The 15,347-nt window shown below is 71.4% G+C and carries 14 protein-coding genes; 10 read left to right on the forward strand and 4 right to left on the reverse strand.

Features of this window, described 5'->3' with window-relative positions:
- Positions 1–149 precede the first annotated feature (149 nt).
- From IEZ13_RS30415 to IEZ13_RS30430, 4 genes are all read right to left on the reverse strand, one after another.
- Entirely contained in the window at positions 150–977 is an 828-nt protein-coding gene (locus IEZ13_RS30415) for a polysaccharide deacetylase family protein (RefSeq protein ID WP_221245967.1), read from the reverse strand.
- Between the two features lie 200 nt (positions 978–1,177).
- Entirely contained in the window at positions 1,178–1,552 is a 375-nt protein-coding gene (locus tag IEZ13_RS30420; RefSeq protein ID WP_183224968.1) for a DUF779 domain-containing protein, read from the reverse strand.
- Between the two features lie 3 nt (positions 1,553–1,555).
- Positions 1,556–3,079 (reverse strand): acetaldehyde dehydrogenase ExaC, encoded by a 1,524-nt coding sequence (gene exaC / locus IEZ13_RS30425; RefSeq protein WP_183224967.1) that lies wholly within the window; start codon positions 3,077–3,079, stop codon positions 1,556–1,558.
- Positions 3,080–3,111: 32 nt separating this feature from the next.
- Positions 3,112–4,368, reverse strand: coding sequence for a GAF domain-containing protein (locus IEZ13_RS30430; protein ID WP_229795293.1), 1,257 nt, complete (start codon positions 4,366–4,368; stop codon positions 3,112–3,114).
- Positions 4,369–4,421: 53 nt separating this feature from the next.
- Here IEZ13_RS30430 and nfi point away from each other — a divergent pair, with 53 nt between their 5' ends.
- From nfi to IEZ13_RS30480, 10 genes are all read left to right on the forward strand, one after another.
- Entirely contained in the window at positions 4,422–5,087 is a 666-nt protein-coding gene (gene nfi / locus IEZ13_RS30435; protein ID WP_183224966.1) for a deoxyribonuclease V, read from the forward strand.
- 88 nt (positions 5,088–5,175) lie between these two features.
- Positions 5,176–6,555, forward strand: a complete 1,380-nt coding sequence (locus IEZ13_RS30440; RefSeq protein ID WP_183224965.1) for a phosphomannomutase/phosphoglucomutase — start codon at positions 5,176–5,178, stop codon at positions 6,553–6,555.
- A gap of 44 nt (positions 6,556–6,599) precedes the next feature.
- Positions 6,600–6,860 (forward strand): Trm112 family protein, encoded by a 261-nt coding sequence (locus IEZ13_RS47990; protein WP_183224964.1) that lies wholly within the window; start codon positions 6,600–6,602, stop codon positions 6,858–6,860.
- Positions 6,860–8,080, forward strand: coding sequence for an SIS domain-containing protein (locus IEZ13_RS30450; protein ID WP_229795241.1), 1,221 nt, complete (start codon positions 6,860–6,862; stop codon positions 8,078–8,080). The genes IEZ13_RS47990 and IEZ13_RS30450 overlap by 1 nt, the downstream gene beginning before the upstream one ends.
- A complete protein-coding gene (gene manA, locus IEZ13_RS30455; RefSeq protein WP_221245966.1) occupies positions 8,080–9,264 on the forward strand; it encodes a mannose-6-phosphate isomerase, class I in 1,185 nt (394 codons plus the stop codon). Before IEZ13_RS30450 ends, manA begins: the two co-directional genes overlap by 1 nt.
- 625 nt (positions 9,265–9,889) lie before the next feature.
- On the forward strand, positions 9,890–10,738 hold the full coding sequence (locus tag IEZ13_RS30460) for a helix-turn-helix domain-containing protein (protein WP_183224963.1): 849 nt from the start codon (positions 9,890–9,892) through the stop codon (positions 10,736–10,738).
- A 50-nt stretch (positions 10,739–10,788) separates the two neighbouring features.
- Complete coding sequence (locus IEZ13_RS30465) at positions 10,789–10,992, forward strand: DUF397 domain-containing protein (RefSeq protein ID WP_183224962.1); 204 nt, start codon at positions 10,789–10,791, stop codon at positions 10,990–10,992.
- Positions 10,993–11,135: 143 nt separating this feature from the next.
- Positions 11,136–11,825, forward strand: a complete 690-nt coding sequence (mtrA, locus tag IEZ13_RS30470) for an MtrAB system response regulator MtrA (protein WP_183224961.1) — start codon at positions 11,136–11,138, stop codon at positions 11,823–11,825.
- Positions 11,826–11,877: 52 nt separating this feature from the next.
- Entirely contained in the window at positions 11,878–13,539 is a 1,662-nt protein-coding gene (gene mtrB / locus IEZ13_RS30475) for an MtrAB system histidine kinase MtrB (RefSeq protein ID WP_183224988.1), read from the forward strand.
- Positions 13,539–15,347, forward strand: a complete 1,809-nt coding sequence (locus IEZ13_RS30480) for an LpqB family beta-propeller domain-containing protein (RefSeq protein WP_183224960.1) — start codon at positions 13,539–13,541, stop codon at positions 15,345–15,347. Before mtrB ends, IEZ13_RS30480 begins: the two co-directional genes overlap by 1 nt.

Consider the following 15,347-nt stretch of genomic DNA (forward strand, 5'->3'; position numbering starts at 1 on the left):
CGGAACGGGCCGCCCGCCAGCGGCGAAAAAACTCAGCCCGGCGGGCGCGGCACAGGCTGGAGTGGCAGGGGCTCGCGCGGAGCTGGCGGGACGGGGTGGATTCGGCGGGGGCGGCGTCCGCCGTACCGGAAACGGGTTTGAAGTGAGCGTCAGGTCAGCGGAACCAGCTGGAAGCGCTTGTGCAGCCAGGGGAGCAGGACACGGTAGGCGTCGATGGTGTCCGGCTGGGCGTAGTCGTGGGAGAGGACGATCGCGCCGGCGCGGGTGCGCTGCTGGACGATGCGGATGATGCGCTTGCGGTGGGCGTCGCGGGACTCGGTCTTGTGTTCCCAGTCTCGGGGGTCGACCTTCCAGTAGATCGAGCGCATGCCGAGCTGTGCGGAGACCTTGACCATGGCCGGGGTGAAGTTGCCGCCGGGCGCGCGCATGTAGCGGATCTCGGCGCCGGGAACCGCGGCCCGGATGGCGGCGTTGGTGCGTTCCAGGTCCGCGCGGATGGCGGCATGGGACTTCTTGCCCAGTTTGAGATCGTGGTTCCAGGAGTGGTTGCAGAGGCTGTGACCGCCCGCGGCGATCGCCTCGACCAGGTCGGGGTGGCGCCGCGCCTGCGTGCCGACCAGGCAGAACGTCGCCTTGACCCGCTGCTTGGCGAGGAGCTTGAGCAGTTGGGGCGTGTAGTCGGGATCGGGGCCGTCGTCGAAGGTGAGCGCCACGCCCTTGGTGCCGGTGGTCATGATGCTGCCGGCCGGGCCGGTCCGGCCCTTGGGCTTCGTGTCGGCGGCGGTGTTCTCGACGCGGGGCGAGCTCTTCGACGGGGTGGGCGTCGGCGAGGGCGCGAGCGAGGGCGCTGGGCTGGGCGTGGTGACGGACGGCGTGGGGCTGGCTGAGACAATCGGCGCGGGGTCCCCCTGTGCGGTCGTCGTCGCCGCGGTCGCCTGGCCGAGCAGACCGGTCATGATCAGCAAAGTGCTGATCATGACGGCCTTCCGGGTGTGCGACAGCCCTATCACGAGACCTCCCCAGGTCGGTTGCGAGCCTGACGACGATGCCTCGGATATCGGCCGGCCGCCAGTCCGTCCCCATCTTTCGTACCAAAAGCGGACCACGTCGATTTTGGCCGGAGTATCATCGCGCACGCGAAAAGGGCGGAGCCGGGGCCCCGCCCTTGACTTGATCTTCAGCTCAGTTCCGCCAGCTCCGCTTCGGTCAGAAGCCGGGAGCGGATCAGGAACCGTACGCCCTCCGGCGCCTCCAGCGAGAAGCCGGAACCGCGACCGGGGACCACGTCCACCGTCAGATGTGTGTGTTTCCACAGTTCGAACTGGCTGGCCGACATCCAGAACGTGATCGGCTCCGGCACCCCCTCGATCGCCAGAGACTCCAGCAGCACGTCGGACCGGCCGGTTCGGAACTCACCCTCCAGGTAGCACATCGGCGAGCTGCCGTCGCAGCAGCCGCCGGACTGGTGGAACATCAGCGGGCCGTGCCGCTCCCGCAGCTCCCGCATCAGGACGGCAGCCGCGGGAGTGACATCCACTCGGGTGGCGGTCATCTCCTAGAAGAAGCCGAGAGCCTTGGGGGAGTAACTCACCAGGAGGTTCTTCGTCTGCTGGTAGTGGTCCAGCATCATCCGGTGGTTCTCCCGGCCGATGCCGGACTGCTTGTACCCGCCGAACGCGGCGTGCGCCGGGTAGAGGTGGTAGCAGTTGGTCCACACCCGGCCGGCCTTGATCGCCCGCCCGGCCCGGTAGGCCTGGTTCCCGTCCCGCGTCCACACGCCGGCGCCGAGGCCGTACAGGGTGTCGTTGGCGACCTTGATGGCGTCGTCGAAGTCGCCGAACGGGGTCACCGAGACCACCGGCCCGAAGATCTCCTCCTGGAAGATCCGCATGCTGTTGCGGCCCTCGAAGATCGTCGGCTGGACGTAGTACCCGCCGGCCAGATCGCCGGGCATCTCCGCCTTCGCGCCACCGACCAGGGCACGCGCGCCCTCCTGCCGGCCGATGTCCAGGTACGACAGGATCTTCTCCAGCTGGTCGTTGGAGGCCTGCGCCCCGACCTGGGTGTCGGTGTCGAGCGGGTTGCCCTGCTTGAGGTTCTCCACCCGCTTCACGCCGGCGGCCAGGAAGTCCGAGTAGTGGCCCTGCTGGATCAGCGCCCGGGACGGGCAGGTGCACACCTCGCCCTGGTTGAGGGCGAACATCGCGAAGCCCTCGAGCGCCTTGTCGAAGAAGTCGTCGTCGGCCCGGGAGACGTCGTCGAAGAAGATGTTCGGGCTCTTGCCGCCGAGTTCCAGGGTGACCGGGATCAGGTTCTCCGAGGCGTACTGCATGATCAGGCGGCCGGTGGTGGTCTCGCCGGTGAACGCCACCTTGGCGACCCGGTTCGAGCTGGCCAGCGGCTTGCCGGCCTCCACACCGAAGCCGTTGACGATGTTCACCACGCCCGGCGGGATCAGGTCGCCGATCAGCGAGAACAGGTAGTGGATCGAGGCGGGCGTCTGCTCGGCCGGCTTCAGGACCACCGCGTTGCCGGCGGCCAGGGCGGGGGCCAGCTTCCAGACCGCCATCAGGATCGGGAAGTTCCACGGGATGATCTGCGCGACCACACCGAGCGGCTCGTGGAAGTGGTAGGCGACGGTGTCCTCGTCCAACTCGCCGGCGGTGCCCTCCTGGGCGCGGATGACGCCGGCGAAGTAGCGGAAGTGGTCGATGGCCAGGGGCAGGTCGGCGGCCAGCGTCTCGCGTACCGGCTTGCCGTTCTCCCAGCTCTCGGCGACGGCGAGCTTCTCCAGGTTCTGTTCCATCCGGTCGGCGATCCGGTTGAGGATCACCGAGCGCTCGGTGGGCGAGGTGCGGCCCCAGGCCGGGGCGGCGGCGTGTGCCGCGTCCAGGGCCTTCTCCACGTCCTCCTCGGTGCCCCGGGCGATCTCGCAGAAGTCCTGCCCGGTCACCGGGGACGGGTTGGTGAAGTACCGGCCCTTGGCGGGCGGGACGTACTCGCCGCCGATGTAGTGGTCATAGCGCGACTGGTAGCTGACGATGGCGCCTTCGGAACCGGGCGGGGTGTAGATGGTCACGGTCTCGCCTCCTCTGTTGAGGCGGACGCTAGTTACGGCCACGTTGCAGAAACGTTGCACGCGTATTCCCGGGTCAGTGCCGCGACCCGCCGGGCGGCCACCGGATCCCGCGGCATCAGCCCCGCGTAGGCCTGCCACATCTCCAGGTCGTCGCCGCCCCACGGCCGGTTCAGCCAGGTCTGCACCAGGCGCCGGTCCGCGCTGCCCAGGATCGCGGCACGGAGCCGGTCGTCCAGCCGCCGTCGCAACCGGACGATGCCGGGCGCGTCCGAGGCGGGCAACAGCGGGCCGGGGTAGGCGTCCATCGCCTCCGCGGTCCGCCCGGCGTCCAGCAGGCGGGCCACCGTGCCGAGGTCGGTCTCCACACCCGCGCGCAGCCGGTAGGGCCGGGAGTCGAGCAGCTCCGGGCCCAGGATGCGGCGCAGGCGGGACAGCTCGGCGCGGACCGTCACCGGGTTCACGTCGTCGCCGTACAGGTCGAAGCCGAGCTGGTCGCCGGTGCGCCCCTCCGGGTGCACGGTGAGCAGGACCAGCAGTTCGGAGTGCCGCCGGCCGAGCCGGATCGGCTTCCCGCCGACCGCGAGCCGGGCCTCGTCCCGGCCGAGAGCCGCGACCTGCGGCCGTTGCGCCGGCGGGCCCACCCCACGGAGGTACGCCTCGGCGGCCAGCGCGGTGGCCCGGACCAGGGCGAGGCTGTGCGGATTGGCGAGATGGTCGCCGCCGGTCACGTCGATGGCCCCGAGCAGCCGTCCGGTGCCGGGGTCGTGGACCGGGGCGGCCGCGCACGTCCATCGCTGCGCCGGATGGCTGAAATGCTCGGTCGCGAAGATCTGGAGCGCGTGGTCGACGGCGAGCGCGGTGCCCGGCGCGTTGGTGCCGGCGTGCGCCTCGTCCCAGCGCGCCCCCGGCACGAAGTTCATCGACGCGGCGCCGCGCAGGGTGGACGGATGCCCCTCGACCCAGAGCAGGCGGCCGTGCTCGTCGCAGACCGCCAGGATGTGGTCGCCGTCCTCGGCCAGGCCGCCCAGCAGGTCCCGGAAGATCGGCATGACCCGGGACAGCGGATGCGCCGACCGGTACGCCTCCAGGTCGTCGTCGGCCAGGTCGATCGGCGCGGTGGCGTCGGCCCGGATGTGCGCCGCCGAGCGCGCCCACGACTCGGCCACCACCGGGCGCATCGTGGGCGGGCGCTGCTCACCGGCCAGGAACCGTTCATGGGCGCGGCCGACCTGACGGATCCGTTCGGCCGGGTCGTCTCCGGGGGTCAGGGCAAGCCACGGGTTCACCAGCAGCACCTCCTGCCCCATCGTGACCCGCGTCACGGCAAGTGACAACAGTCTCTATGCTCCGGGTCGTGCAGCCCTGGCCCGGTACCGAAGAAGAAGCCCTCGCCGTGCAGGACAGCCTGCGTTCCCGGGTGGTGCACAGCGCCGGGCCGGAGGCGCCCACCACCGTCGCCGGCCTGGACGTGGCCTACGCCGAGGGGGACGACCGGCTCGCCGCCGCGGTCGTGGTGCTGCGGGTCGCCGATCTCACGGTGGTGGACACGGCCGTGGTCCGGGGGCGGCCGGCGTTCCCGTACGTCCCCGGGCTGTTCGCCTTCCGGGAGGTGCCCGCGCTGCTGGAGGCGCTCGGCCGGCTGACCGTCCCGCCGGAGGTGCTGATCTGCGACGGGCACGGACTGGCCCACCCGCGCCGCTTCGGGCTGGCCGCGCACCTCGGCGTCCTCACCGATCTCCCGGCGTTCGGCGTCGGAAAGACCCGGTTGGTGGGACACTGGGACCCGGTCGGTGAACAGCGGGGCGCGCGGTCGCCGCTGGTCGACGCCGGGGAGACGGTCGGTGCGGTGCTGCGGACCCAGGCCGGGGTGAAACCGGTCTTCGTCTCGGTCGGACACCGGATCGGCCTGGATCGGGCCTGCGCGCTGACACTCGCACTCGCGCCCCGGTTCCGGCTGCCCGAGACGACGCGAGCCGCGGATCGTGCGTGTAGAGATCTCCTCCGTTAACCGTACGGCCGCGCGGTTGAGACCTTGGCACGCGAGGCGCTCCGATACCCTCGGGCCCAAAGGGGATATTGGCGCAAGGGGTGTAGTGGTGTCTGATCTGTCGCAGATCATCAAGGCGTACGACGTACGGGGGACCGTCCCGGACCAGTTCAACGAGACGGTGGCCCGAGCGATCGGCACGGCGTTCGTCGAGATGTTGCGGGAGTCTGGTGACGAGCCGGACCAGATCGTGATCGGTCACGACATGCGCGAGTCGGGGCCCGGTCTGGCCGCCGCCTTCGCCCGTGGCGCGAACGCCGCCGGTGTCGCCGTGCTCAACATCGGGCTGGCGTCGACCGACCAGCTCTACTACGCGTCCGGCGCGCTGAGCCTGCCCGGCGCCATGTTCACCGCCAGCCACAACCCGGCGCAGTACAACGGGATCAAGCTGTGCCGCTCCGGCGCCCGCCCGGTCGGCCAGGACAGCGGCCTGGCGATCGTCCGCCAGCGCGCCCAACAGCTGCTCGGCGACCTGAACGCGGAGGCCGACGGACCGTCCCGGGTGGAGCAGCGCAACCTGCTCGCCGACTACGCCGCGCACCTGCGCTCGCTGGTCGACCTGTCCGGCATCCGGCCGCTCAAGGTCATCGTGGACGCGGGCAACGGCATGGGCGGCTACACCGTCCCGGCGGTTCTCGGCGACCAGGTGCTCCCGCCCCTGCCGCTGACCATCGAGCCGCTCTTCTTCGAGCTGGACGGCTCGTTCCCCAACCACGAGGCGAACCCGCTGGACCCGAAGAACCTGGTGGACCTCCAGAAGGCGGTCCGCGAGCAGGGCGCCGACATCGGCCTCGCCTTCGACGGCGACGCCGACCGCTGCTTCGTCGTCGACGAGAAGGGCGACCCGGTCTCGCCGTCCGCGATCACCGCGCTGGTCGCCGCCCGTGAGCTGGCCAAGTTCCCGGGCAGCACGATCATCCACAACCTGATCACCTCGGCCGCGGTGCCCGAGATCATCACCGAGAACGGCGGCAAGCCGGTCCGCAGCCGGGTCGGCCACTCGTTCATCAAGGCCGAGATGGCCGCCACCAACGCGGTCTTCGGCGGCGAGCACTCGGCGCACTACTACTTCCGCGACTTCTGGTTCGCCGACACCGGCATGCTGGCCGCCATGCACGTGCTGGCCGCGTTCGGCGGGCAGGACCTGCCGCTCTCCGAGTTCGCCGCCGAGTACGAGCGGTACACCGCCTCCGGTGAGATCAACTCCACGGTGGCCGACGCCTCCGCCAAGATCGCCGAGGTGCGGGCCGCGTTCCCGGACGCCCGGGTGGACGACCTCGACGGGATGACCTTCCAGCTCGGCGACGGCGCCTGGTTCAACCTGCGGGCGTCCAACACGGAGCCGCTGCTGCGCCTGAACGTGGAGGCGCCCGACGCGGATCGGATGGCGAAGCTGCGCGACGCGGTGCTCGCCATCGTTCGTGGATAGGATCGCCACGACCGGAGTTCAACGCGGCGATTAGGAGTTACTCGGTGGCGCTCGATCAGCAGTTGCTGGAGATTCTGGCCTGCCCGGACACCCATCACGCGCCCCTCGAGCACGACGCCGGCGCGCAGACGCTGACGTGCACCGAGTGTGGCCGGATCTTCGAGATCCGCGACGACATCCCGATCCTGCTGCTGGACGAGGCGCGGCTGCCCGGTTCCTCCTCGGAGGACCGGCCGGCCGCCCGCTCGGCCGGCCCGCTGGCCGAGGATTCCGTCGAGAAGCCCGCTGACCAGGAGACGGACTGATGGCCGGCCCAATGAGCGGCTCCGCCGGGGTCAACGGCCATCGCGTCGCCGACGAGTCGCTGCTCAACGACGAGAAGTCGATGCTCGGCAACGACCCCGGCGGCATGCTGCGGGCCACCGCCTCGGCCGGCGCGCAGGTGCGGGAGGCCGCGGCGCTCGCCGCCGAGGTCGACCTGAGCATGCTCGCCGACGAGGGCCGTCCGCGGGCCGTGGTGGTCGCCGGCATCGGCACCGCCGGGCTCACCGGCAGCATCCTGTCCACCGTCGCCGGCCCGCGCTGCCCGGTGCCGATCATCGGCCACCGCAGCGCGGGCGTGCCCGGCTGGGTCGGCGCGGCCGACGTGGTGATCGCCGTGTCCGCCTCCGGCCGCAGCCCGGAGGCCCTCGCCGCGGCCGAGGCGGCGGCCCGCCGGGGCGCCCGCCTGGTCGCCATCGGCAACCCCGGGTCCGACCTGGAGGCGATGGCCGAGCGGGCCCGGGCCCCCTTCATCGGCGTGCCGCGCCGGGCCCCGGCCCGGGCCACCCTGTGGGGCCTGACCATCCCGGTGCTGTTCGCCGGCCGGGCGCTCGGCATCGCCAAGCTTGCCGAGGCGGACATCGCCGAGACCGCCACCCGGCTGGACGCCGACGCCGAGCGCTGCCGTCCCGGCGCCGACTCGTTCGTCAACCCGGCCAAGGAGCTGGCCCTCGGGCTGGCCGGCTCGGTGCCGATCGTCTGGGGTTCCTCCCCGCTGGCCACGGTCGCGGCCCGCCGGTTCGCCGACACCCTGGCCGCCAACGCCCGGTACCCGGTGATGGCCGGCGCGCTAGGTGAGGCCGGCCGGGGCCGGGTGGGCCTGCTCGACGGCGTCTTCGGCGGTCTGGCCGAGACGTCGCGGGACATCTTCGCCGACCCGGACGACGACGCCGACGAGCTGACCCGGCTCCGGCTGGTGGTCTTCCGCGACGGCGGGCTCAACCCGGAGGACGACGCCGACGAGCCGGTCGCCGTCGAGGAGCGCCGGGCCGACGCCATCCAGACGCTGGCCGACCGGCGGGGTGTCCGCTGCGACGTGCTCACCGCCGAGGGCGGATCCAGCCTGGAGCGGCTGGCGTCGCTGGTCGCGGTGCCCGACTTCGCGTCGCTGTACCTGGCGCTGGCCCACGGTCTCGACCCGATGGCGGTCCCGGCGATCAGCGAGATGAAGGAGCTCTCGAACCCGCTTCCGGAGGGCATCTGATGACCGTGTACCCGCTGACCGGCGTCATCCGGCCGTACGCCTGGGGCTCCCGGACCGCGATCGCCGGGTTGCAGGGCCGCCCCGCTCCCACCGCGGAGCCGGAGGCGGAGCTGTGGCTCGGCGCGCACCCCGGCGACCCGTCCACGGTGCCCGGCCCCGCCGGACCGGTCCACCTCGACGGCCTCATCGCCGGCGACCCGGCCGGCCAGCTGGGGGAGGACGTGGCGGAGCGGTTCGGGCCGCGCCTGCCGTACCTGATGAAGGTCCTGGCCGCCGCCGCCCCGCTCTCCCTCCAGGCCCACCCCGACGCGGCGTACGCGAAGGAGGCGTTCGCCCGCCAGGAGGCCGACCCGGAGGCGCCGAAGAACTACACCGACGCCCACCACAAGCCCGAGATCCTGGTGGCGCTCACCCCGTTCGAGGCCCTGTGCGGGTTCCGCCCGCCGTCGACGGCCGCCGACGTGATCGCCGGCTTCGCCCTGCCCCGTCTCGACCCGGTCGTCACGGCGCTGCGCTCCGGTGACCTCTCGGAGGCCGTTCGCCTGCTGCTGACCTGGCCGGAGGACGACCGCAAGCCGCTGATCGACGACGTGGTCACGGCGATCGCCGCCCACCCCGCCGACCACCCGCACGCCGACTCGCGCCGCCTGGCCGTGAAGCTGGCCGACCACTACCCCGGCGACCCCGGCGTCCTGGTGGCCCTGCTGCTCAACCTGGTGCGCCTGGCCCCCGGCGAGGCCATCTGGATGCCCGCCGGCAACCTGCACGCCTACCTGAACGGCCTGGGCGTCGAACTGATGGCCGCCAGCGACAACGTCCTCCGCGGCGGGCTCACCCCGAAACGCGTCGACGTGGCCGAGCTGCTGCGGGTCCTCCGCTTCGAGGTGCTCGACGACCCGCTGCTGCACCCCCACGATCTCGCCCCGGGCGTGACGGCCTGGCGTGTGCCGGTCCCCGATTTCGAGCTGTACCGGATCACCCTCACGGCTGACCGTCCGCCGGCCCGCATCCCCGGAAGCGGGCCCCGCATCCTGCTGGGCGTCGAGGGGGACGTCCATGTCGGCGAGGAGCACGGCATCCCGGTCACCCTCCACCCGGGCACGGCCGCCTACGCGCCGGCCGACACCGGCCCGCTCACGGCCGCCGGCCTCGGCACGATCTTCGTGGCCGCCGTCCCGGCCTGACCCGCGCGGGTCTCCCGCTCGGCCACGCTGTCGCGGCCCCCCGTCTACCGGGCGGGCCGCGCTTCGGCCATGGCGCGCTGCCAGCCCTGTCACGCGTGTCGGAGATCCGACTCGCCCGTTGTCGGCCCGGCCGCGTCGAGGGGGTCGATCTGTCCGCTCTCCCGTCGCGCTCCGTCACTTTCACGCCCGAAATTTCTCGAAATTCCTTGACATCATGGTTGCAGAGTGTGAATCTAGAAGCACGCAGCGTCATTGGTGATCGGGGGGTCCCACGGACGCGCGCGGTACCAAACCGGGGGGATGAACGGGGCGGCGGGCTCAGGCCTGTCGCCCCGTTCGCTATCCCCATCGGGAGCCGGGCGGAGGGTCCCCCGTTCGGGGTGTATGTCCTGCGGAGCAGACGCGCTCAGCGCGATGCCGGCGGGGCCTGGCGAACGAGCGGTCCGCCGGAGCGGAACCGGTGTTGCCGGAGCCCCCGCCCGCGGGACGGGGACTCCTCCCCGGCGGTTGCCGCCACCGGGTCCGGCCTTCGCCTCCCATTACTTCACGAGGCCCCGGGCGCTGCAAGTGCATTGGTGGCCATGCAAGTTGCAATGGGGACCCGATCCGTCGATATGGTGGCTCCGTGGCGAGGCCGACATCGACAGCGCGCCGGGAGCTCGGCGGGGAACTGCGCCGGCTCCGCGGTGAGCGCCGCGCGGTCGACGTGGCGACCGCGCTCGGCTGGTCGGAGTCGAAACTCAGCCGGATCGAGACGGCGCACACCGGGATCAGCGAACCGGATCTGGACCGTCTCCTCACCCTGTACGGGGTGGCGGTGGAGGACCGCAGCCGGCTGCGGGACCTGGCCCGGCGAGGGCGGGCGCGGGCCTGGTGGACGCCGTACCGGTCGTCGGTCCCGGACCCCTACGACGAGTACCTGGCCCTGGAGGCGGAGGCCGTGCGGATCTCCGAGTGGGAGACCCAGATGGTGCCCGGCCTGCTCCAGACCGACGAGTACGCCCGCGCCGTGATCGAAGCCGGCGTCGACATCGACGACTCGGCCGTGATCCAGCGCCGTCTCGCGCTGCGGATGGCCCGGCAGTCGACGCTGACCCGGGTGCCGCCGCCCAGCCTGCGGATCGTCATCGACGAGGGTGTGCTGCTGCGCCAGGTCGGCGGGCTGGAGGCGCAGCGCCGTCAGCTGGCCCGCCTGTACGAGGCGAGCAGCCGTCCCGGGGTGGAGCTGATGATCCTGCCGTTCCAGGCGGGCGCGCACGCCGGGCTGAGTGAGTCGTTCATGGTGCTGGAGTTCGCGACCGGCACCCGGGCCCCGGTCGTGCACATCGAAGGGCTGACCGGCGGCCTCTTCCGGGTGAAGCCCGAAGAGGTCGACGTCTACCAGGATGCCTTCGATGACCTGCAGGAACGCTCTTTGTCGCCAGAAGACAGCCGAACGGTCATCGCTGAGACGAGGGATCGTCTGGCCCGGTGATCTCCCGGCGTGGGGTCCAATGGACTTGCATTCCACGGAAGGAGATGATCATGCAGGACACCACGCTCACCTGGCGTAAGAGCAGCCGCAGTGGCGCTGCCGGGCACTGCGTCGAAGTCGCCGAGGTGCCCGCCGCGGTGCTGGTGCGTGACTCGAAGGACGCCACCGGCCCGGTGCTGAGCTTCGGCAACGCGGGCTGGACCGGCTTCATCGCCGGGGTCCGAGCGGGAGAGTTCGACCGGCCCGGCGCGTGATCAGGATTTCTTGATCATCGATCGCGCGCGACGGGCGGTCCCGGACCGGGACCGCCCGTTTTCTCTGGCATGGACAGGCTTCCCGGACAAGATCGCCCCCCAGGTAGCGCGAAGACCGGGAGGACAGTGCAATATTGGACCGCATGAGAGCCCGGGTACTGGTCGTCGATGACGATCCCGCGTTGGCCGAGATGCTCGGCATCGTCCTGCGCAGCGAAGGATTCCTACCCTCCTTCGTGGCGGACGGTGAACGTGCCCTGGCCGCTTTCCGGGAGAATCGCCCGGATATCGTTCTGCTCGATCTGATGCTGCCCGGCATGAGCGGCATCGACGTGGCGCGCGCCATCCGCGCCGAGTCGGGCATCCCGATCGTGATGCTGACGGCGAAGAGCGACACCGTCGACGTCGTGCTGGGCCTGGAGTCGGGCGCCGACGACTACGTGGTCAAGCCGTTCAAGCCCAAGGAGCTGGTCGCCCGGATGCGGGCCCGCCTGCGCCGTGGCGAGGACGCCGCGCCGGAGATGCTCACCATCGGCCCGCCCGGTAACCAGATCACCATCGACGTGCCGGCACACACCGTGTCCCGGGACGGCGAGGAGGTGAAGCTGACGCCGCTCGAGTTCGGCCTCCTGGTGGCCCTGGCCCGTAAGCCGCGTCAGGTCTTCACCCGCGAGGTCCTGCTCGAGCAGGTCTGGGGTTACCGGCACGCGGCCGACACCCGCCTGGTCAACGTGCACGTCCAGCGGTTGCGCGCCAAGATAGAGCCGGACCCGGAGCGGCCGGAGATCATCCTCACAGTCCGCGGCGTCGGCTACAAGGCGGGCACCGGCTGATCGTCGGCGGGGGGATAACCTTGCCGCGATGCGTGCTCCCACCTGGCTCCCCATGCCCGTGCGCCGCGCCCTGCGAGTGGTGCGGCGTTACTGGCGTGTCCTGGCCCGCCACCTGGAGCGTTACACGGCGCCGGCCCGCCGGGCCTGGCGCCGTTCGCTCCAGTTGCGGGTGGTGGCGCTGACCCTGGTCGCCTCCAGCCTGCTGGTCGGCACCTTCGGCGCTTTCATCGCGAACAGCAGCACCGACATCCTGCTGAGCCGCGCCGAGGACGAGGCCCGGACAGCGATGAACGGCAAGGTGGACTACGCGCTGAAGCAGCTTACGCTCTATCCGCAGGCACGGGACCCGGAGCTTCCGAACGCGCTGAACGATCTGGCCGACGAGCTTTTCGACGGGAAGTCCGGCTCGCCGGGTTCGTCGATCGTCTCGATCCGGGCGGAGAACTACCCGGATCTCCAGGCGGTCACCGTGCCGCCGACCGTCGACACCAGTGACCTGATCACCCGCGACATGATCGAGAAGGTCTCCGCCGGGTCCGGCAAGCAGGCCCGCCAGATCCGGACCGCCGAGATCTACGGCCAGGTCACGAAATACCTGGTGTACGGCTCCCCGGTGCCCACCCGGTTCGGTCACGTCGAGCTCTACTACATGGTTCCGCTGACCACCGAGGACCAGGACGCCAACCTGATCCGGACCATCGTGCTGGCCACCGGCCTGGCCCTGGTGATCCTGCTCGGCGTGGTGGCCGGCCTGGTCACCCGGCTCGTGGTGACCCCGGTCCGGGTGGCCGCACGGACCGCCCAGCGCCTCTCGGCCGGCCTGCTCGACCAGCGGATGAAGGTGGACGGCGAGGACGACCTGGCCCTGCTGGCCGCCGCGTTCAACCAGATGGCGGCGAACCTGCAACGGCAGATCGTCCGGCTGGAGGAGATGTCCCGGTTGCAGCGGCGGTTCACCTCGGACGTGTCGCACGAGCTGCGGACACCGTTGACGACCGTCCGGATGGCCGCGGACCTGATCTTCTCGGAGCGTGAGGATTTCGACCCGGCGGTGGCGCGCAGCGCCGAGCTGCTGCAGGCCGAGCTGGACCGGTTCGAGGAGCTGCTCACCGACCTGCTGGAGATCAGCCGGTTCGACGCCGGGTTCGCCGCGCTGGACGCCGAGCACACCGACCTGGTCCCGATCGTCGAGCGGGTGGCCGAGCGGCTCACCGGGCTGGCCGAGCGGGCCGGCGTCGAGCTGGAGCTGCGCCTGCCGGACACCCCGGTGATCGCCGAGGTGGATCCGCGCCGGGTCGAGCGGGTGCTGCGCAACCTGGTGGGCAACGCGGTCGAGCACGGGGAGGCGAAACCGGTGCGGATCACCATGGCGACCGACGACGCGGCCGTGGCCGTCACCGTCCGCGACCACGGGATCGGGCTGAAGCCGGGGGAGGAGCGGCTGGTCTTCAACCGGTTCTGGCGGGCCGACCCGTCCCGGGCCCGGCAGACCGGCGGCACCGGGCTCGGCCTGTCGATCAGCGTCGAGGACGCGCGGTTGCACGGTGGCTGGCTGGAGGCGTGGGGTTCGCCCGGCGAGGGCGCCCAGTTCCGGCTCACCCTGCCGGTGCGCGCGGGCGATCGGCTGGTCGCGGCGCCGCTGCCGCTGATCCCCCGGGACCGGACGGCGGAGCTGTCGTCGAGTCCCCGGGACCGGACCGCGGAGGTGGGCTGATGCTCCGCCGCATGATCGCGGGTACGACGCTGGTCCTCGTGCTGCTGGGCGGCTGCGGGATCCCGGACGGCTCGGACGTCACCGACCTCGGCCCGGGCCCGTCCACCGGCATCTCCTCCGGTGACGGCAGCCTGCGCAGCCGGCTCACCCGCGAGTCGACCAGCGACCGGGCCCAGTTCGTCACCAACTACCTCCAGGCCGCGGCGGGGGACTACGACACCGCGCTGGAGCGGGTGAAGCAGTTCATGTCGACGCCGGCGAAGGAGCATTTCAACGCCCCGGCCGCGCCCCGGGTGATCCGCACGATCGACACCCCGCTGCTCACCAAGGACCAGGACAAGGTCAAGGTCGAGTACGAACTGCTCGGCACCCTCGGCAAGAACGGTCTGATCGAGCCGCCCGCCGAGCCGACCACCGGCACCTATGAGTTCACCCTGACCGAGGTCACCGGCGACGGCCTCTTCATGGTCGAGGCGCCGCCGTTCCTGCTGCTGAGCACCCGCGGGCTGGACAACTTCTACGAAGAGCGCACGATCTATTTCTGGAACACCGAGTACACCGGCCTGGTCCCGGACGTCCGCTACCTCGTCGGTGACGTGCCGATCGAGCAGGAGCCGACGATCATCCTGGGCTGGTTGATCGGTGGCCCGGCCCCGTGGCTCCAGGACGCCGTGAAGCCGCTGCCGGAGGGCACCCGCACCGAGGGCAAGGTGCCCGCGATCGAGAACAACCAGCTGGCGATCACCCTGAGCGCGCAGGCGGTGCCCACCCAGGACGCCGAAGCGGCCGTGGATCGCCTGCGGCGGCAGTTGCAGTGGTCGCTGCGGCGCCTGCCGTACGAGTTCTTGAAGTTGAGGATCGGTCACCAGGAGGTCCGTAGCTACTCCGGCACCGACTACCTGTCCAGCAATCCGGCACACCGGCTGGTCCCCAACCCGGACAGGTACGTGGTGTACGACCGCACCGTCCGGCGTCTCGTGGAGCCGGACCGGCAGACCCCGGACACCGTGCCCGGCCTGAACGCCGACAACAACAAGGACGTCAGCCGCGCGGCGGTCACCACCACCGGGTCACACGTGTACGCGGCCCTGGTCACCGGCTCCGGAAAGAACGAGCGGCTGCGGGTGGGGTTCGCCCCGGCCGGTCAGGTCGCCACGCTGCGTGAGATCACCGGTCTGCCCGGGGGCATCGGCTACCCGGTTTGGGCGATCACCCCGGAGGGCCGGACAGACGGGGCGGCCGGGCTGGTCATCGCGGACGGCAGGCTGTGGCGGTTCCGGGCGCAGGGCGGTCAGGCGCTCCAGGTCACCTGGCCCGGCGGGACCGGGAAGATCAGCGCGATCACGGTCGCTCCGGACGGGCACCGGGTGGCGCTGGCCATCGGCGGCCGCCTCTACCGGGCGGTGCTGACCATCAGCGGCGACGGCCTGGCCCTCAGCGGCATGCAGGAGCTGGACCCGCCGCTCGAGTCGGTGACCGCGGTGGACTTCACCAGCGAGGGCTGGCTCACGGTGGCGGGCACCGACCGCAGCAGCAAGCGGATCGCGATCGAGGACGTCTCGATCGACGCGGCTCTCCAGTCGGACCGTTTGGCCGACATCGGCACGAACGCGGTGAGCTACCTGACGACGTACCCCGCCAACCCGGAGTCCAACCGGCCCACCGGTTCCACGCTGATGTACTCGACCGGCATCGACGCGTGGGAGGGCCTGTCCACGTCGGTGCAGCTCAAGGCCGGTAGCCTGGCAGGCCCGAGCAGTGAGCCGCGGCCGGGTGTGGTGCCCGGGGCGCCGTTCTTCCTCGACTGA

This window comes from Actinoplanes campanulatus (genome assembly GCF_014647795.1).
GTDB classification, from domain to species: domain Bacteria; phylum Actinomycetota; class Actinomycetes; order Mycobacteriales; family Micromonosporaceae; genus Actinoplanes; species Actinoplanes campanulatus.

Excerpts from the sequence above, each read along its gene's own strand:
- IEZ13_RS30415 (WP_221245967.1), bottom strand. The coding sequence starts at position 977 with ATGATCAGCACTTTGCTGATCATGACCGGTCTGCTCGGCCAGGCGACC.
- IEZ13_RS30465 (WP_183224962.1), top strand. The coding sequence starts at position 10,789 with ATGCAGGACACCACGCTCACCTGGCGTAAGAGCAGCCGCAGTGGCGCT.
- IEZ13_RS30450 (WP_229795241.1), top strand. The coding sequence starts at position 6,860 with ATGGCCGGCCCAATGAGCGGCTCCGCCGGGGTCAACGGCCATCGCGTC.
- mtrA (WP_183224961.1), top strand. The coding sequence starts at position 11,136 with ATGAGAGCCCGGGTACTGGTCGTCGATGACGATCCCGCGTTGGCCGAG.
- IEZ13_RS30420 (WP_183224968.1), bottom strand. The coding sequence starts at position 1,552 with ATGACCGCCACCCGAGTGGATGTCACTCCCGCGGCTGCCGTCCTGATG.
- IEZ13_RS30480 (WP_183224960.1), top strand. The coding sequence starts at position 13,539 with ATGCTCCGCCGCATGATCGCGGGTACGACGCTGGTCCTCGTGCTGCTG.
- nfi (WP_183224966.1), top strand. The coding sequence starts at position 4,422 with ATGCTCCGGGTCGTGCAGCCCTGGCCCGGTACCGAAGAAGAAGCCCTC.
- mtrB (WP_183224988.1), top strand. The coding sequence starts at position 11,878 with ATGCCCGTGCGCCGCGCCCTGCGAGTGGTGCGGCGTTACTGGCGTGTC.
- manA (WP_221245966.1), top strand. The coding sequence starts at position 8,080 with ATGACCGTGTACCCGCTGACCGGCGTCATCCGGCCGTACGCCTGGGGC.